The organism is Pseudomonas sp. Pc102, from assembly GCF_018408275.1.
GTDB classification, from domain to species: Bacteria; Pseudomonadota; Gammaproteobacteria; order Pseudomonadales; family Pseudomonadaceae; genus Metapseudomonas; species Metapseudomonas tohonis.
In genome coordinates this window covers 3,012,749-3,028,306 of the sequence record NZ_AP021905.1, presented here as the reverse complement: position 1 = coordinate 3,028,306, position 15,558 = coordinate 3,012,749, and the positions used below count along the sequence as shown (strand labels likewise).

Genomic DNA, 15,558 nt, shown 5'->3' with positions numbered 1-15,558 from the left:
GCGCCGCCTGCCCCGGTGACCGCTCGGACACCTTCGTTCAGATGGCCCGCGTGTGCAGGGGCTTGAGAAAGCCGTGCCGCGCCAACCCTTGCGCCAGCGCACGGGGTATCACCGCGTACGAGGGCTCGCCAGGGCGCGTGTGGAAGATGAAGTCCCACGCCTCGCTCTCCGAGGCCATGTCGTGCAGCAGCCGCAGGAACGGCTTGGGAAAGGTGTTCTCGGAGAACTTGAACGACGCGCTGTAGGGCCTGCCTTCGAAACGGCAGCTCAGTGTGAAGCTGCCCTGGGTGCCCGGCTTGCTCTGGTACCGGATGTCCTCCAGCGGCAGCCCCGAGTAGGTCGCGATCCGCGCCAGCGCATGCCCATAACCCTTTTCGTCGGCCTCGAAGAGGTAAGGCGCGTAGCTGGTGATCTTCGTGTTGTGGTCGCGGAACAAGTGGGAGATGTCCCATGCCGTCTTCGGGTCCAGCGGGCCACGCAATTCGGCCGGGATGTCCCGCGCATGCCGATACGCCTCGAACTTCGCGGCCACGCCCGGATACCACTCCCGCGCGCTTTCGAGCTGCGCCTGATAGTAGTGCTCGTTGAGGTAGCCGCACCCACGCAGCACGGCGAGCAGGTCGTCGAGCACCTCGCCGGGCAGCGAGACGACCGGGGCGTCCTTGTCCGGGAAGCAATACTGGTAGGCGATGACGGGGCTGCCTTGCGACTCCGGCGGAGGCGCCTCGGGATCGACCGAAAGCGTCTCGCCACCTGCCAGCACATCCAGCAGCTCGTCCTCGTCCATGGTCCTGACGCCAAGGGCTTCGGCCTTGCCGGTCTTGTCGGCCCCCGGCTTGCTGCCCATCACCAGCAGCGTGGTCTTGCCGTTGACGGACTTCTGGATGATGCCGCCCTTCTGGGCGATCAGCGCCTCCAGTTGCGGCCGGGTGTAGTCCCTGAATGCACCGGTGACCACCACGTGCCGGCCGACGAAGCCGGAGGCCGGCGAAGGCAGCCAGCGCCAGGGCCGCGCGGCATGGTCGTCGAAGTACTCGCACGCGTCATCCATGTAGAAGGTTTCCGCGGTGCTTGAGTCGAAGGCGCTGATCTCGATCTCGGTCGCGCCCAGGAAATGGAAGAACGCCACCAGCACCTCGACCTCCAGGGAGCTGGCCGACTCGAATTCCAGGTGGAAGAGCCCCTCCCTCTCGCGCAGGGTGATGGCCGCCGCGAAGATGTCGTCGACGTCGTAGAGCGTCTCCTCGACGTCCATCGCCTCCACCGCCGCGTAGTCCTGCGCGTTCACGTGGCGCACGAAGGTGCGGATGGCTTGCTGCGCGGCGGCACCGTCCGTTTTCATGTACAGGTTCAGAGAGAGCGATGACATGGGGTTCTTCCGTGAAGTGTCGGCTTGGTGATGGACGGCGAGCGTGCGGCAAAGCGCGGGAAAATTCCGTGAGGCAGCCGCGCAAATCACACCGAACTCCGCGTGCTATCGCAGCTGGCGCTCATCGCCACCCTGTCCTGGATCTCTTCGCTCGCCTCACAACGTCAGCAACCCGCTGTACAGGCCATAGGCCGCCACCCCGGCGCCAAGGATCACGCAGGCGAAGATGCCCTTCTCGATCGGCGTGAACAGCGGTTCGCCCTGCTCGTACTTGGCCTTGGCGAACAGCAGCACCCCGGGCGCGTAGAGCAGGGCCGAAAGCAGCAGGTACTTCACGCCGCCGGCGTACAGCAGCCACACCGCATAGCTCAGCGCGATGCCGCTGACGAACATGTCGCGGACGCGCGCTCCGGCAGCTTCCTCGTAGGTCTCGCCGCGCTGGCTCAGCAGCAGCGCATAGGCGGCGGACCACAGGTACGGCACCAGGATCATCGATGACGCGAGGTAGATCAGGCTGGTGTAGGTGCCGGCGGAGAACAGCGTGATCAGCAGGAACAGCTGGATCATCCCATTGGTCAGCCACAGGGCGTTGACCGGCACGTGCTGGGCGTTCTCCCGGCTGAGGAATGCCGGCATGGTCCGGTCCTTGGCCGTGGCGTAGAGGATCTCCGCGCAGAGCAGCGCCCACGACAGCAAGGCCCCGAGCAGGGAGATGGCCAGCCCGACGCTGATCAGCAACGCACCCCAGGGGCCGACGATGCGTTCCAGCACCGCCGCCAGCGAGGGGTTCTGCAACTGCGCGAGCTCAGGCTGACTCATGATGCCGAGCGACAGCAGGTTCACCAGCACCAGCAGTGCCAGCACCCCGAGAAAACCGATGACGGTGGCACGCCCCACGTCGGCGCGCTTCTCGGCCCTCGCCGAATACACGCTGGCCCCCTCGATGCCGATGAAGACGAACACCGTCACCAGCATCATGTTGCGTACCTGCTCCATCACGCTGCCGAACTTCGGGTTGTTGCTGCCCCAGATGTCGCGGGTGAAGATATCGGCCTTGAAGGCGACGGCGGCGATGACGATGAACATCACCAGCGGTACCACCTTGGCCACGGTGGTCAGTTGGTTGATGAACGCCGCTTCCTTGATACCGCGCATCACCAAAAAGTGTACGCACCACAGCAGAAGCGAGGCACAACCGATCGCGATCGGCGTATTGCCCTGGCCGAAGACCGGGAAGAAATAGCCGAGCGTGCTGAACAGCAGGACGAAGTAGCCGACGTTGCCGAGCCAGGCGCTGATCCAGTAGCCCCAGGCCGAAGAGAACCCCATGTAGTCGCCGAACCCGGCCTTGGCGTACGCATAGACGCCGGAGTTCAATTCCGGCTTGCGATTGGCGAGGCTCTGGAACACGAAGGCCAGCGTCAGCATGCCCACCGCTGTGATCGACCAGCCGATCAGGATCGCGCCGGCATCGGCCCGCTCGGCCATGTTCTGCGGCAGGGAAAAGATCCCGCCGCCGATCATCGACCCCACGACCAGGGCGATCAGTGCACTCAAGCGAAGCTTCTGTGTCGGTTGCGACATGTTCGTGGCTCCCCTGCCAGAAGGGCCTCATTGCGAGGCCGCCACCCAGTGATTCAAACAAGCACAAAAAGCACGGTTTCGCTCGCCGGCGAATGCCAACGGGCAGGCAACTCCGCCTGCACGCCCCGTCGGGAAGCCCGCTTTACAAAGCCCGAAGACAAACTAGCGTTCAAGGACCAACGCCCCGCCCGCCCCGGCGAAACCCGGCCACAACCGGCAACCCGGCACCTTAAGGAGGAGTACACCATGGCCACGTTCGAACCCGGCCGCCTGCACATCGAGCGCCACGCCCTGAACGAGCACGACGTCAGCTACAACCTGTGCGTCGACTACGAAGTCTCCCAGGACCCGAAGGAAGGCAAGGGCATGCTCTTCACCCTGCACGGCAGCATCATGGGCAAGGAGCTCAAGGAGACCTTCTTCCTGCCCAAGGACCTGGCCTACAACTTCGCCAGCAACGTGACCAAGATCGCCGAAAAATATGGCATTCCCAAGGCCATGAGCAGCATCGGCTCGATGCACAAGCACTACGATGCGATGTTCGCGGATGTACGGGAGCAACTGAACGCACAATACGGTGAACCAGTGAAGCCCGAGCACCTGGAGTAGCTCGTCTCTGGCCGTGCCATACCGTCCCAGGCGGCACGAGCAGCGTTTCTCGACGTTTTCCGGTGCATCCGGGGCGATCCTGCGGCTATGCTCGCCGCCAGTTCCATCCCTCGAACAGCCCCCAGTCCACCAGGCAGAACATGTGAAGTCGGTCCTTACTGCAGCGCTGCTCTGCCTGTTGCTCGGCACCACGGCCAGGGCCGGGCAATACCAGGTCGTCACGGAAGAATGGGCGCCCTACAACTACCTGGAAAACGGCCAGTTGACCGGCATGGCCACGGAGGTCGTGCGGACCATCATGGCGCGCACCGGGGACGATTTCGAGATCGCGGTAGTGCCCAGCATGCGCGCCGCCCATACACTGCAGACCCGCCCCAGAACCATCATGTACTCGATGTTCCGCACGCCTGACCGCGAACCGCTGTACAAGTGGGTCGGGCCTATCGTCGAAGAGTCCATCCATCCCTACCAGTTGTCCGATGCCCCCATCCCGGTGAATTCCCTGGAGCAGCTGATGCACGCACCGCGCCTCACCACCCGGCACGCCGGCCTGGTGCCCAGGGTGCTGGAGTCTCTCGGCTTCACCAACCTCGACAAGAGCGCAGCCGAGAGCCAGCAGCTCTATCGCATGCTGCTGGCCAGGCGCACCGAGTTGATCATCGGCGACACCGATGCGGGCGTGAACTACTACAGCCACCAGTTGGGCATCGCGCCGGGCACCCTGCGCCGGGTGCCCGTCGAGGTCTATCGCTCATCCCTGTACATAGCCTTCAGCCGCGATTGCGACGACGCGCTGATCGACGCCTGGGCCCGCGCGCTGGAGCAGCTGCGGCGCTCGGGCGAGCTGGAGCGCATCCGCCGCCGCTATGAATCGCCCGCCGAGCCGTAGTGGAACCCGAGTCAGTCCAGCACATCGTGCAGCACTTCTTGGATCACGCCCGTGGCGATGGCGATCAGCAACAGATCCGTACCGGCCTGCTGCCACTCGTAGCCCTCGTAATGGGGAAGCCTGTCGAGCAGCCGGCTATCTAGCTTCTTGGCAATCCCGGGCGGAAGCGGCTTGCCCCGCGCCAGGTTCTTCTGGATGCCCGGTGGCAGCGAGGGGCCCGGGCTCCAGTAGCCGCGGCTGTCATCGAGGATGATCCGCACGCCGCCGACATCGACCGTCGGACCACCTCGCCAGTCGTCACCCTGGCCCTGGTGCCCCTGGCTGCCATGCTGGCCGCCCTTGTCATGCTTGTTGCCCTTGCCGTTTCCCGGATCGGCCATCGCCGGTGCCGCGATGATCAGGACCGCTCCGAGAAGCGCCGACAGCAATGCGTTGAGCCTGGACATACGACCCCCTCCTGTAGAGACATGACCATCTGCCGAGTCTAGTCGTTGCGCGACGTCCCGCCGACGCTGGCAGCTACCAGCCTGTGCAGAGTAAGGCGAACTCCAAGGGAACCGGAGTCGCCAGAACCAAATGGACCGGTACCTTTGCAAAAGCACGGCGGCGAGCTGCTCGCGCAGCTAACTTGGTACTGGCCCCCACCCCTGCCTGCGCGGACAACGAGAGCGACGCCTATGGAACCCATCTGGATTGCGCTAGGGACTTTCACCAGCCTGCTGGCAGCATCTCTGCTGATGATGCAGCTGTACCCCAAGCTCTCGGCCCGGCACCGCGACGAGGACACCAATACCGTGGTGCGGCTGGTCGCCAACATCTTCGTCGTCATGACGTCACTGGTGTTCGGCCTCATGATCAATTCGGCCAAGAACACATTCGAGGGCATCGACGCCAGCATGCACGGCTACGCCACGAGCCTGATCATTTTCGACCGTACGCTGAAAAACTATGGCGATGACGCAGAGAACACACGCAAACGCCTGGCCGCATATGTCGAACGCGCGATCGCCAACCCCTACCGCGGCGATGAAGCCCTGCAGCACCGCACAAGCCCCGCCACGCAACTCCTGGACCAGATCGGCGTGGCGCTCGCTGCCATCAGGCCCCACAACCGGTACCAGGAAACCCAACTGAGCGACCTTCGCCAGCAATATCACTCGCTGGTCGAACAGCGCTGGAGAATCGTCGAACAGTCCGAGGGAACGATGCCCCTGCCCCTGATCGGCATGCTGATCGCCTGGATGACCCTGATCTATGCAAGCTTCGGCTACCGGGCACCGCGCAACCCGATGGTGGTCAGCATGTTCACCGCCTCGGCGATGCTGATCGCGGCCTCGGTCTATCTGGTGCTGGACATGGACATCCCCTTCCACGGCCCCATCCAGATTTCCGACGCACCGCTACGAAGAGCGTTGGCGGAAATCCAGATGTAGAGGCTGGCCCGAACTCGCTCGCCAAGTGGCAGCGGGAAGGCGTGCTCGATCCCGGCGGTCACGTTCATGCCGCCGCCGTTCTTGTCCGTCGCGATCAGGTAGCGGCCGATGCGAGTGAGTTCGACGACGCATGAGCAGGCGTCGTCCCGATGCGTGTCCCCTCCCGGCTCGAATGCATGTGCTTGAAAAACGCTCCGGCAGGGGCGGCGAACACGCGCTCCGGCGCTACAATGTCGCCCGCGCCGATTCCCCGGATCGGGCACGCCCGGAGCCCGCTTCACCATGTTCACCCTCGTACACCTGGACACACCGCCGCCCGAATCCCTGAAGAATCAGGTTCTGCAGATGGTGGTGGACTACTTCAGCGACATCAGCCCGGTGCCGCTGACGCCCAGCAACCCGCTCTACCAGCTGTACCAGTACGTGATCGGCTACGAGGTGCACCTTTACCTGCAGGCCATGGACGCCGCCCTGGCCAGCACCGCACGCCTGGTCCTGGCCCTGGACGATGAAGACCCGTCCCAGGTTCGCGGCTTCGCCCTGTACCTGCCGAGCCAGGACGATGCCGAGGCCGCCACGCTGGCCTATCTGGCCGTCCAGGCCAGCCACCGTCGGAACGGCATCGCCCGGGCCATGCTGCAGCGCATGATCGAGCAGCGCCCCCATGTCGAGGTGGCCTGCGCGGCCAGCAAGGCGCCGGTCTTCGAGGCGATGGGCTTCCGGGTGCTGGCCGCGCAGGGGCCGCATGTCCTGCTGAACACACGCGCCCATCGCTCCAACGGCATGGTGGCGGTACAGAACCTCGCGCCGATATTCGAGTCCAGAGAAGTGCGGCAGATCCACGCCTACCTGGTTCAGCAGCACGGCAAGAAGGCCCTGAGCGAGGCCGAGAGCAAACGCGACCGCCTGCTCGACCAGATGGCCTACCAGGCCGAGATGCTGGTGAAGGAGCGCTTCCCCACGATTCACTGAAGGCCCCAGCCAACAGGCATGAAGCCCAGGCGCTCGACCCGGGCCGGATGAGCATTGCGCCAAACGAACACAGTCACACCCAATGAGGAGTCCACTCATGGCATCCGCCGACAAACAGCGAAAACGAGCCCAGCGAGCCAAAGCCAAGGCGAAACAGACCCGCTCGGGGAAACCCAGGACCACCGCCCTGCATCCTCTGCTGGCCGACCCGCTGATCAACGAGCCGTTTCACGGGGTGCTGATCGACCTGGACACCTTCGATTTCAAGGACATCGAAGAGAATGGTTTCAACCCGGCGGACTACGACGACCTGTTCCGGATGATGAGGTACGGCGAGCGCATCAGCCTGCTGGCGATGTGCGTGGTATTCCTCCAGTACCCGGTGCTGGAACGGGTGCTGGCGGAGCAGACGCCGGACTCGGCGATCAATTTCCTCATGGCGCTGCTGACGACCTACCGGGACCTCTTCCACGGTGAAGACCCGGAAACGGCCCTGGAATGGATGGAAGGCGACGCCTTCCAGACCGCCTATAACCAGGCCTCGGCCATCCTGCAGGAGAGGAATTCGCGCCGCTGAAGTACCATGCCGCGCCGACACTCCATCGACCCCCTCTGGCCGCCTATGTCCTCCAACGCGCTGTACACCGACCTGTCCCACTACTACGACCTGATGTGCGCCGACATCGACTACCGCGCACAAAGCAACAGCGTGCGGCGGCTGCAGCAGTTGTTCGGCAACCCGGGTCGCAGGCACCTGGACCTCGCCTGCGGCACCGGCCCGCACGTGCGCCACTTCCTCGACTTCGGCTACCGCAGCGCCGGCCTGGACATCAACCAGCCGATGCTGGATATCGCCCAGGCGCGCTGTCCCGAGGCCGCGTTCAGCCGGCAGGACATGGCCAGCTTCCGGGTCGACGAACCCCAGGACCTGATCACCTGCTTCCTCTACTCCATCCACTACAACCCGGATCTGCAGCAGCTACGGGCGTGCCTGGCCAGCGTCCATGACGCGCTCGCGGAGGACGGCGTGTTCTGCTTCAACACGGTGGACAAGGGGCAGATCGACAACCGCTCCTTCGTGCGCCACAACGTGGAGCACGAGGGCAGCCTGTTCACCTTCGGTTCCGGCTGGCATTACCCGGGGGAAGGCGACCGCCAGGCACTGCGCCTCGGCATCGAGAAGACTACGGCGGGGGTCACCGAGAGCTGGCAGGACGAACACCCCATGGTCGCCCTGACCTTCGCCGAGTTGCAGGCGCTGTTGCAGCCGCAGTTCGAGGTGCACCTGTTCGAGCATGACTACGAACGTATCACCCCCTGGAACGGCACCTCCGGCAACGCCCTGTTCGTCTGCGTGAAGCGCTGAGCCTCGTCCGTCGTTTCAGGCAGCCGGACGACCAGTTGCCCGCCGCGATGCCCATCGCACACAGGGCTCTGCTTCGCCTTGCGAACATCGAGCGTCACGCCGCAGATACGCAGCCCCATCGTGGCTGGCCGAGCGGGCCACTGGCGAAGCCCCATCGGCGAATCGCCGCACCATTGGGCAGCGCCCGATATACAAGATAAAGGCACTTTGCCATGATGCCGCACCACCGCCTCGAACATCAGCACAGGGACGCGCCATGCTTGCGAATGCCTTCAAAACCACCAGCCGGCTTGCCATCGCGCTGTCTTTCGCAGGCCTGGCCGGCTGTGCCTCCGATGGTGGGTTGGGCGAGGCCGCCGCAGTCGGCGCCCTGCTCCTGCCCATGCCCGCCAATGTCGACCCCAGCCTGGTAAACGCCGCCGTCGGCGTGGCGGCCACCACCTATGTGGTCTCGTCGGTGGCGACCGCCGACGACGGCAGCGTCTCGGCCGTGCCCCCCGCTGACGTCACCGCGTCCCCAGCGCAACCGGGCACGGAGCTGCAAGCGCTGGTCACCCGGGAAACCCCGGATCGGTATCGCCCCAAATCGTGCGAGTACATCGAGATAGCGCTCGGTGAAGTGCCGACGTACCAGGCGAGCCCCGAGCCGCTGGTTCGGCAGATCGGCGTCCTGCGCAATGCTGCAGCCGGACAGGTATGGGCGGAGAAAGGCTGCAAGACCTCCAACCTGCCTCAGGGCAGGATCGGCGCCAAGCTGGAAACCATCGATCCGCACCGCGCCCTGGCCCTGTCGGCTCCCTCGGCTGGCGTAGTGGTGCTGGGCACCCTGCCGGGCAGCACCGCCCAGCAGGCGGGCCTATTGCCCCAGGACGTAGTGGTCGCGGTCGACAGCCAGCCGGTTGCCGACCCGATCGACGCCCGGGTGGAAATCGCCAAGGCCGCCATCGGCTCGCAAGTGAAACTGATGGTCTGGCGCGACCGCGCATTCAGCGTCATTCCCGTCACCGTGGGGCCCGCCACGCCGCAGGTGGCAACCGCGCCCCTGGCCCCCGTTGCCGCGCCTGCCGCGGCAGTAGCGCAGCCGGTGCAGGCCGGCGCCCTGTACTGCCACGCCGTGGTCGCCACCCAGCACACCTACGGCGCCACCGTAAGCCCGGTCACCTTGGTCCCGGGAGCCGCCAGCGGCATGCAGCCGTCCCTGGAGCGCTACATCGCAAAGGTGAAACAGGTGCAGCCCGGCAAGTGGGGGACCTTCACCTTCAAACCCGGTCTCTGCGCACCGGGTGCCGTGGTGTGCATGGCCGAAGCCAAGGGGCCCTCGGGCAAGACCCAGAACGCCTTCGAGTTCTGCCACCCGACACAAGCCCTGGCCGAAGCCGAGGTCAACACCATGCGCCCGGGTGACCCGCAGGCCGTGACGGTCGAGTGGCCCTGATCGCACAGGCGAACCACGGAGTAACGACGGACTGAGGACATCGCGGCGAGCCCTACAGGAAGCGCATCGCCCTTCGTGTCATCACACTGAGGGCACCCGCCCGTCAGCCCAACCGCTTCTGGAAAAAGAAACGCCGGTGCCCCGGCGGGAAGTCCTCGACCTGCCCGAACGCGGTATAGCCGTGGCGCTTGTAGAACTCCGGCGCCTGGAAGTCGAAGGTGTCCAGCCAGATGCCGACGCAGCCCTTCTCGCGAGCCGCGCGTTCGGCCATTTCCATCAATTGCGACCCCGTGCCCTGCCCCCGCGCCTGCTCGGGGATGGCCAGCAGTTCGATGTACAGCCAGCGGTAGAAGATTTCCCCGTAGAGCCCGCCGATCACCTCGTCGGTCCGCTCGTCACGCACCAGCAGCGCCAGCGTTTCGCGCTGCGGGTCACCGGCCCTGGCCCGGTTGTGGGCCCGCAGGGGCACGAGGATGGCCGCGCGGTCCTCCTCGCTAGGGGTCGTCGTCACGTCGATACGGGTGTTCATGCGCCAGTCCTTAGACATTGAGATGGGTGGAAACAGACCGGCCCTTCCTCGAACCGGCAGGCCACTATGTCGATGCCGGGCGCACGAGTAAATATCCGGATTCGCGGAAAACCAATGGGGCGCTTGCGCGCCATCCACGCGGGTTGCACCCGCCCTACAGTCGATCGGCTCCACGCGCAGGGCAGCACGGATCCGTAGGTTGACGCCGAGCGCAGCGAGGTCCAACACAGCGATATCTCGGCCCCGTCACATCAATATCCACGCGCCGTCCCAGCGCTCTTGTGGGAGCGAATTCATTCGCGATTACTCCCAGCCGACCACCGCAGGCCCCATCGCCCACCTTCGCGCATGCCGCCCATGTAGGGTGGACGACGCTTCACCCGTCCACCATGCGCGGTTCCACCGTGGCACGGCACAGCATGGGTTTCGCACAGCTCTACCCATCCTACGGAGAGCACACCCGCGCAGTGGCTCGGCGGGCCGCACTGGTGAGATGGGATGGGCCGGAGCTTTTGCGTGCGCCCCCACGCAGGTGTAAAAAGACGCTCCTTCCATGCGGATAACGCCAACATGCCCGTTGCGGCCATCTACCTCTACGACCAGTGCTACGCCTCCAGCGTCAGCGGTTTCGCCGATGTCATGCAGGTGGCCAATGCACACCTCGCCGCACAGGGCTCGGCGGAGCAGTACAGCTGGTCGTTCATCTCCGCTGCGCGGCAGGTCACGGCGAGCAACGGGCTGCCGCTGAAGTCCCGGCGGGCCGAGGCGGACGAGCATTTCGACATCGTCTACATCCCCGCCTGCCACTACCCGGGCTACCACGGCTTCCGCGCCCTGCTCGACCGGCAACGCCCGCAGTGGCTGGTGCGCCAGTGGGAGATGGGCGCCGAGCTGATCGCCACCTGCACCGGCACCTTCCTGCTGGCCGACACCGGCCTGCTCGATGGCCGGGTCGCGACCACCACCTGGTGGCTGGAGGAGCAGTTCCGCTCCTGGTTCCCGGCGGTGGACCTGCAGATGGCGCCCATCCTCACCCAGGCCGACCGGCTGTTCTGCGCCGGGGCGCTGTCCTCCTACCACCTGCAATCGATCCAGACCGTCGAGCGCCACTCCGGGGCGGCCCTGGCAGCGCGCTGCGCCAAGAGCCTGCTGATCGATGTCAGCCAGACTCTGCAGACCCCCTTCCTGCCGCTTCTTGCGCACCGCTCCCACGAGGACGCGCTGGTGCGCCAGGCCCAGGACCACTTGGAGCGGCACCTGGCAGAGCCCATCCGCCTGGCGGACCTGGCGCGGCGCCTGGCGGTGAGCGAGCGCACGTTGATTCGGCGCTTCCAGCAGGCCGTGGAGACGACGCCCCTGGCCTACCTGCAGAACCTGCGCATCGAGGCCGCCAGGGCGCTGCTGGAAACCGGCAACCAGCGCGTGGAAGACATCGCCCAGGCCGTGGGCTACCAGGACGGCAGCTCATTCGTGCGCCTGTTCCGCGAGCGCATCGGCCTGACGCCGGCGGCCTATCGGCGCAAGTTCCGTTTCGACTGACCGGAGCCCCTTGTCGGCATCCGCATATCCAGCGTCATTTTTGCCTCTGTGACAGCGGCGCCCGGCCCCCTACCCTGGCGCCCAGTCCAACCGAGGTGCCTTTATGAACGTCCTGATCGTGCACGCCCATCCCGAACCCGCGTCCTTCTGCTCGGCGCTCTGCCAGGCGGCGGCCGAGCACTTCCGTGGCCTCGGCGCCAGCGTGGAAGTCTCCGACCTCCATGCCATGGGCTTCGACCCGGTGGCGAGCGAGCGGGACTTCACCGAACGGGCCGATGCCGACTACCTGGTCTATGCCCTGGAGCAGCGCAACGCGGTGAAGCACGGCCTTCTGCAACCGGACATCCAGGCGGAGATCGACAAGGTCCGCCGCTGCGACCTGCTGATCCTCAGCTTCCCGGTCTACTGGTATTCCATGCCCGCCCTCCTCAAGGGCTGGATCGACCGCGTGTTCGTCTCCGGCCTGTTCTACGGCGGGCGGCGGATCTTCGACCAGGGCGGCATGCGCGGCAAGCGAGCGCTGGTCTGCGCCACCCTGGGCGGGCGCGAGCGGATGTTCTCCGCCGAAGGCATCCACGACGATCTGCGCGAGCTCTTCCGCCCGCTGCTCAAGGGCACCCTGGGCTACACCGGCTTCGATGTGCTGGCTCCCTTCTTCGCCTACCACGTGCCCTACCTGGACGATGCGGCGCGCGGCGCCATTCTCGGCGACTGGCGTCAACGGCTGGCCGGCATCGACGGGCAGGCGCCGCTGGAGATGCCCTTCACAGGCGACTACGACGCCCACTTCGAAGCACGCATCCGCTGAGGCACCGATTTCGGGGCCCGCGGCTTTCTGCACCCTCGCGCTCGCATTCGGGATTCCTTGATCCACACTTCTGTCGGTGTCGTTTTGCTTTGACGCTGTTCGTACTCCCCCAGGACGCGAGCAGCACGGCTTCGGTACTCGATAGAGAGGCGTATGGCGAATCGCGACGAGTTGATCATCTGCGAGCACTGCGACTGCGTGTTCGAGAAGCTCACGCTGGCCCGGCACCAGACGGCGCACTGCTCGCGGTGCGGCGGCGTGCTGCAGCGCTACAACGGCCTGAGCATCGAGCAGCGCCTGGCGCTGAGCCTCACCGCCCTGGTGCTCTGGGTGTTCGCCAACTTCTACCCGGTCATGAGCATCAGCCTGAAGGGCCTCAAGAGCAGCGCCACGCTGTGGGATTCGGTGCTGGCACTGAGCCTGGGGCCCATCACCTTCATCGCCCTGGTGGCGGCCATCTCCATCATCATCGCGCCGCTCTTCCAGTTGCTGCTGCTGTGCTGGGTGCTCGCCTTCGGCTTGCGCCAGCGCCGCGCGCCGGGCTTTTGCCTATGCATGCGCTGGCTGGAATCCCTGCGCCCTTGGAGCATGCTCGAGGTCTGCCTGCTGGGCGCGCTGGTGGCGGTGTTCAAGCTGGCCGGCATGCTCGAGGTCATCCCCCACATCGGCCTGTTCGCCCTGGCCGTGCTCGCCCTGCTGCTGATCCGCATCGCCGGGCGCGACGTGCGCGAACTCTGGGGGCTGCCATGAGCACGCCGCCGCTGGCCAGCGAGCTCGCCCTGTGCCTCTGCCACAGCTGCGGCAAGGCCTGCGACATCAGCCACCACGCGCACCGGTGCGAGCGCTGCGGTGCGCCACTGCATGCGCGCAAGACCAATTCCCTGGGCCGCACCTGGGCATTCCTGCTCGCCTCGCTGGTGTTCTACGTCCCCGCCAACCTGCTCCCGGTGATGAACACCAGCCTGTTCGGCAACGGCTCCGACAGCACCATCATGAGCGGCGTGCTGGAGTTCTGGCAGCACGGCGCCTGGGACATCGCCCTGATCATCTTCATCGCCAGCATCGCGGTGCCGGGGCTCAAGTTCGTGGTGCTCACGCTGCTGCTGGTCACCGTCCAGCGCCGCTCCTCCTGGGCGCGCCGGGAGCGCTCCGGCCTGTACCGCTTCGTCGAACTGATCGGCTACTGGTCGATGCTCGACGTGATCGTGGTCGCCCTGGTGGCGGCGCTGGTGAAGTTCCAGTCCCTGGGCGAGATCGAACCGCGCGCGGGGATTCTTTTCTTCGGCCTGGTGGTGGTGTTCACGATGCTCGCCGCGATGAGCTTCGACCCCCGGCTGATCTGGGATACGCCCGATGACGAGGAGGTCAGGGATGAGCGCGGAAACCCGTGATGCAGGCCCCGGCCGCCCCCTGGTGAAGACCCGCCGCTTCAGTGTTTCACTGGTCTGGATCGTGCCCATGGTCGCGGTGCTGGTGGGCCTGTCGCTGGTGGTGCACAGCTGGATGCAGCGCGGCCCGACCATCACCGTCACCTTCAAGACCGGCAGCGGCCTCACGGCCAACAAGACCGAGGTCAAGTACCGCAACGTGGTGATCGGCCACGTCTCCGAAGTGGCGCTGAGCAAGGACCAGAAAAGCGTCGACGCCACCCTCGAACTGGCCAAGGAAGCGGAAAGCTTCACCCGCGAGGACTCGCAGTTCTGGGTGGTGCGGCCACGCATCGGCGCGGGCGGCGTATCGGGCATCGACACCCTGCTCTCCGGCGACTACATCGGCGCCGACACCGGCCAGGCCACCCGCCGCGCCAAATCCTTCGTCGGCCTGGAGAACCCGCCGCCGATCACCTATGGCGAACCCGGCCGGCGCTTCACCCTGCACGCCCCGGACCTGGGATCGCTGGACATCGGCTCGCCCCTGTACTTCCGCAAGATCCCCGTCGGCCAGGTGGTGGCGTACAACCTCGACGAAGACGGCAAGGGAGTGAGCATCGAAGTGTTCGTACATGCGCCCAACGACCGGTTCGTCACCGAGAACACGCGCTTCTGGAACGCCAGCGGCATCGACGTGAACCTCGGCGCCAACGGCGTAGCGGTGAAGACCGAATCGCTGTCGTCGCTGCTGGTCGGCGGCATCGCCTTCCGCGCCCCCGAATACAGCCCCAACGACCAGCCCGCTGCCGAGAACAGGGCCTACGAACTGTTCGACGACCAGCAGGCCGCCCTCGCCCCGCCCAGCGGCAAGGCGCAATACCTGCGCCTGCGCTTCGACCAGTCCCTGCGCGGCCTGAAGGTGGGTGCCCCGGTGGAATTCCTCGGCGTCGAGATCGGCAAGGTGGTCACGGTCAACCTGGACTACGACGCGCAGAAGCACAGCTTCCCGGTGGACGTCGGCATCGTCATCTACCCGCAGTTGCTCGGCCAGGCGCACATCAAGCTGCTCCAGGCGATGCAGCACGACCCCAGCGACGAGGCCGGCGGCGCCCGCCTCATGGGCACCTTCATCGACAAGGGGCTACGCGCCCAGGCCCGCACCGGCAACCTGCTGACCGGGCAGCTGTACATCTCCCTCGACTTCTATCCCAAGGCCCCGAAGGTGGCCTTCGACCCCAGCGCCCGCCCCGTGAGCATCCCCACCATCCCCGGCAGCTTCGAGAAGGTGCAGGAGCAGTTGCAGGCCGTGGTCGACAAGCTCAGCAAGCTGCCGGTGGACCGGATCGCCAACAACCTCGACAACAACCTGGTGGAGCTGCGCAAGGTGCTCTCGCAGTTCAACGGCAAGACGCTGCCCGGCGTGCAGACCACCCTCGAAGACGTCAGCAAGACGCTGCAGTCGGCCAGCTCCACGCTCGCCGAGGACTCGCCGCAGCGCGAGCAACTGACGCAGACCCTCGACGAGCTGGAGCGCATGTCGCGCTCGCTGCGCGAACTCTCCGACTACCTGGGACGGCATCCGGAATCGCTGATCCGCGGGCGGCCCGAGAACGCCACCCCCGGTGGCCTGGTGGCACCGCCGGGCCAATGAACAC

At 65.8% G+C, this 15,558-nt stretch carries 16 protein-coding genes; 12 read left to right on the top strand and 4 right to left on the bottom strand.

Translation table 11 applies throughout. The features are described from left to right. Nucleotides 1–37 precede the first annotated feature (37 nt). Both PHLH3_RS14050 and arcD read right to left on the bottom strand, forming a co-directional pair. Nucleotides 38–1,369 carry a BRCT domain-containing protein gene (locus PHLH3_RS14050; protein ID WP_213629987.1) on the bottom strand — a complete coding sequence of 444 codons (1,332 nt, stop codon included), beginning with the start codon at nucleotides 1,367–1,369 and terminating at the stop codon, nucleotides 38–40. A 156-nt stretch (nucleotides 1,370–1,525) separates the two neighbouring features. After that, complete coding sequence (gene arcD / locus PHLH3_RS14045) at nucleotides 1,526–2,953, bottom strand: arginine-ornithine antiporter (RefSeq protein ID WP_213629985.1); 1,428 nt, start codon at nucleotides 2,951–2,953, stop codon at nucleotides 1,526–1,528. Between the two features lie 246 nt (nucleotides 2,954–3,199). On the opposite strand from arcD, the gene PHLH3_RS14040 reads away from it, so the two are divergent. Both PHLH3_RS14040 and PHLH3_RS14035 read left to right on the top strand, forming a co-directional pair. Further along, nucleotides 3,200–3,562 (top strand): DUF5064 family protein, encoded by a 363-nt coding sequence (locus tag PHLH3_RS14040; protein WP_213629983.1) that lies wholly within the window; start codon nucleotides 3,200–3,202, stop codon nucleotides 3,560–3,562. A 142-nt stretch (nucleotides 3,563–3,704) separates the two neighbouring features. Next, a complete protein-coding gene (locus tag PHLH3_RS14035) occupies nucleotides 3,705–4,451 on the top strand; it encodes a transporter substrate-binding domain-containing protein (RefSeq protein WP_213629982.1) in 747 nt (248 codons plus the stop codon). An 11-nt stretch (nucleotides 4,452–4,462) separates the two neighbouring features. On the opposite strand, the gene PHLH3_RS14030 is transcribed toward PHLH3_RS14035, so the two are convergent. Continuing rightward, entirely contained in the window at nucleotides 4,463–4,897 is a 435-nt protein-coding gene (locus PHLH3_RS14030) for an anti-virulence regulator CigR family protein (RefSeq protein ID WP_213629980.1), read from the bottom strand. Between the two features lie 231 nt (nucleotides 4,898–5,128). Between PHLH3_RS14030 and PHLH3_RS14025 the strand changes: the two genes are divergently transcribed. The 5 genes from PHLH3_RS14025 to PHLH3_RS14005 all read left to right on the top strand — a co-directional run bounded on the left by PHLH3_RS14025 (nucleotide 5,129) and on the right by PHLH3_RS14005 (nucleotide 9,657). Then, on the top strand, nucleotides 5,129–5,884 hold the full coding sequence (locus tag PHLH3_RS14025) for a hypothetical protein (RefSeq protein WP_213629978.1): 756 nt from the start codon (nucleotides 5,129–5,131) through the stop codon (nucleotides 5,882–5,884). Between the two features lie 282 nt (nucleotides 5,885–6,166). Then, entirely contained in the window at nucleotides 6,167–6,856 is a 690-nt protein-coding gene (locus PHLH3_RS14020; protein WP_213629976.1) for a GNAT family N-acetyltransferase, read from the top strand. Nucleotides 6,857–6,953: 97 nt separating this feature from the next. Next, nucleotides 6,954–7,433: a hypothetical protein gene (locus PHLH3_RS14015; protein WP_213629974.1), complete on the top strand. Its 480-nt coding sequence runs from the start codon at nucleotides 6,954–6,956 to the stop codon at nucleotides 7,431–7,433. Nucleotides 7,434–7,478: 45 nt separating this feature from the next. After that, nucleotides 7,479–8,222: a class I SAM-dependent methyltransferase gene (locus PHLH3_RS14010; RefSeq protein WP_213630550.1), complete on the top strand. Its 744-nt coding sequence runs from the start codon at nucleotides 7,479–7,481 to the stop codon at nucleotides 8,220–8,222. A gap of 256 nt (nucleotides 8,223–8,478) precedes the next feature. Beyond that, nucleotides 8,479–9,657: a PDZ domain-containing protein gene (locus PHLH3_RS14005; RefSeq protein WP_213629972.1), complete on the top strand. Its 1,179-nt coding sequence runs from the start codon at nucleotides 8,479–8,481 to the stop codon at nucleotides 9,655–9,657. A 103-nt stretch (nucleotides 9,658–9,760) separates the two neighbouring features. Here PHLH3_RS14005 and PHLH3_RS14000 read toward each other — a convergent pair whose 3' ends face one another. After that, nucleotides 9,761–10,186: a GNAT family N-acetyltransferase gene (locus tag PHLH3_RS14000; RefSeq protein WP_213629970.1), complete on the bottom strand. Its 426-nt coding sequence runs from the start codon at nucleotides 10,184–10,186 to the stop codon at nucleotides 9,761–9,763. A 570-nt stretch (nucleotides 10,187–10,756) separates the two neighbouring features. On the opposite strand from PHLH3_RS14000, the gene PHLH3_RS13995 reads away from it, so the two are divergent. The 5 genes from PHLH3_RS13995 to PHLH3_RS13975 all read left to right on the top strand — a co-directional run bounded on the left by PHLH3_RS13995 (nucleotide 10,757) and on the right by PHLH3_RS13975 (nucleotide 15,554). Next, complete coding sequence (locus PHLH3_RS13995; protein ID WP_213629968.1) at nucleotides 10,757–11,725, top strand: helix-turn-helix domain-containing protein; 969 nt, start codon at nucleotides 10,757–10,759, stop codon at nucleotides 11,723–11,725. 103 nt (nucleotides 11,726–11,828) lie between these two features. After that, nucleotides 11,829–12,533, top strand: a complete 705-nt coding sequence (locus tag PHLH3_RS13990; RefSeq protein WP_213629967.1) for an NAD(P)H-dependent oxidoreductase — start codon at nucleotides 11,829–11,831, stop codon at nucleotides 12,531–12,533. A 153-nt stretch (nucleotides 12,534–12,686) separates the two neighbouring features. After that, nucleotides 12,687–13,283 carry a paraquat-inducible protein A gene (locus tag PHLH3_RS13985; RefSeq protein WP_213629965.1) on the top strand — a complete coding sequence of 199 codons (597 nt, stop codon included), beginning with the start codon at nucleotides 12,687–12,689 and terminating at the stop codon, nucleotides 13,281–13,283. Beyond that, nucleotides 13,280–13,924: a paraquat-inducible protein A gene (locus PHLH3_RS13980; protein ID WP_213629962.1), complete on the top strand. Its 645-nt coding sequence runs from the start codon at nucleotides 13,280–13,282 to the stop codon at nucleotides 13,922–13,924. Before PHLH3_RS13985 ends, PHLH3_RS13980 begins: the two co-directional genes overlap by 4 nt. Beyond that, nucleotides 13,905–15,554, top strand: a complete 1,650-nt coding sequence (locus PHLH3_RS13975; RefSeq protein ID WP_213629960.1) for an MlaD family protein — start codon at nucleotides 13,905–13,907, stop codon at nucleotides 15,552–15,554. Before PHLH3_RS13980 ends, PHLH3_RS13975 begins: the two co-directional genes overlap by 20 nt. The last annotated feature ends 4 nt before the right edge of the window (nucleotides 15,555–15,558 follow it).

Excerpts from the sequence above, each read along its gene's own strand:
- PHLH3_RS14050 (WP_213629987.1), bottom strand. The coding sequence starts at position 1,369 with ATGTCATCGCTCTCTCTGAACCTGTACATGAAAACGGACGGTGCCGCC.
- arcD (WP_213629985.1), bottom strand. The coding sequence starts at position 2,953 with ATGTCGCAACCGACACAGAAGCTTCGCTTGAGTGCACTGATCGCCCTG.
- PHLH3_RS14040 (WP_213629983.1), top strand. The coding sequence starts at position 3,200 with ATGGCCACGTTCGAACCCGGCCGCCTGCACATCGAGCGCCACGCCCTG.
- PHLH3_RS14030 (WP_213629980.1), bottom strand. The coding sequence starts at position 4,897 with ATGTCCAGGCTCAACGCATTGCTGTCGGCGCTTCTCGGAGCGGTCCTG.
- PHLH3_RS14025 (WP_213629978.1), top strand. The coding sequence starts at position 5,129 with ATGGAACCCATCTGGATTGCGCTAGGGACTTTCACCAGCCTGCTGGCA.
- PHLH3_RS14020 (WP_213629976.1), top strand. The coding sequence starts at position 6,167 with ATGTTCACCCTCGTACACCTGGACACACCGCCGCCCGAATCCCTGAAG.
- PHLH3_RS14015 (WP_213629974.1), top strand. The coding sequence starts at position 6,954 with ATGGCATCCGCCGACAAACAGCGAAAACGAGCCCAGCGAGCCAAAGCC.
- PHLH3_RS14010 (WP_213630550.1), top strand. The coding sequence starts at position 7,479 with ATGTCCTCCAACGCGCTGTACACCGACCTGTCCCACTACTACGACCTG.
- PHLH3_RS14005 (WP_213629972.1), top strand. The coding sequence starts at position 8,479 with ATGCTTGCGAATGCCTTCAAAACCACCAGCCGGCTTGCCATCGCGCTG.
- PHLH3_RS14000 (WP_213629970.1), bottom strand. The coding sequence starts at position 10,186 with ATGAACACCCGTATCGACGTGACGACGACCCCTAGCGAGGAGGACCGC.
- PHLH3_RS13995 (WP_213629968.1), top strand. The coding sequence starts at position 10,757 with ATGCCCGTTGCGGCCATCTACCTCTACGACCAGTGCTACGCCTCCAGC.
- PHLH3_RS13990 (WP_213629967.1), top strand. The coding sequence starts at position 11,829 with ATGAACGTCCTGATCGTGCACGCCCATCCCGAACCCGCGTCCTTCTGC.
- PHLH3_RS13985 (WP_213629965.1), top strand. The coding sequence starts at position 12,687 with ATGGCGAATCGCGACGAGTTGATCATCTGCGAGCACTGCGACTGCGTG.
- PHLH3_RS13980 (WP_213629962.1), top strand. The coding sequence starts at position 13,280 with ATGAGCACGCCGCCGCTGGCCAGCGAGCTCGCCCTGTGCCTCTGCCAC.
- PHLH3_RS13975 (WP_213629960.1), top strand. The coding sequence starts at position 13,905 with ATGAGCGCGGAAACCCGTGATGCAGGCCCCGGCCGCCCCCTGGTGAAG.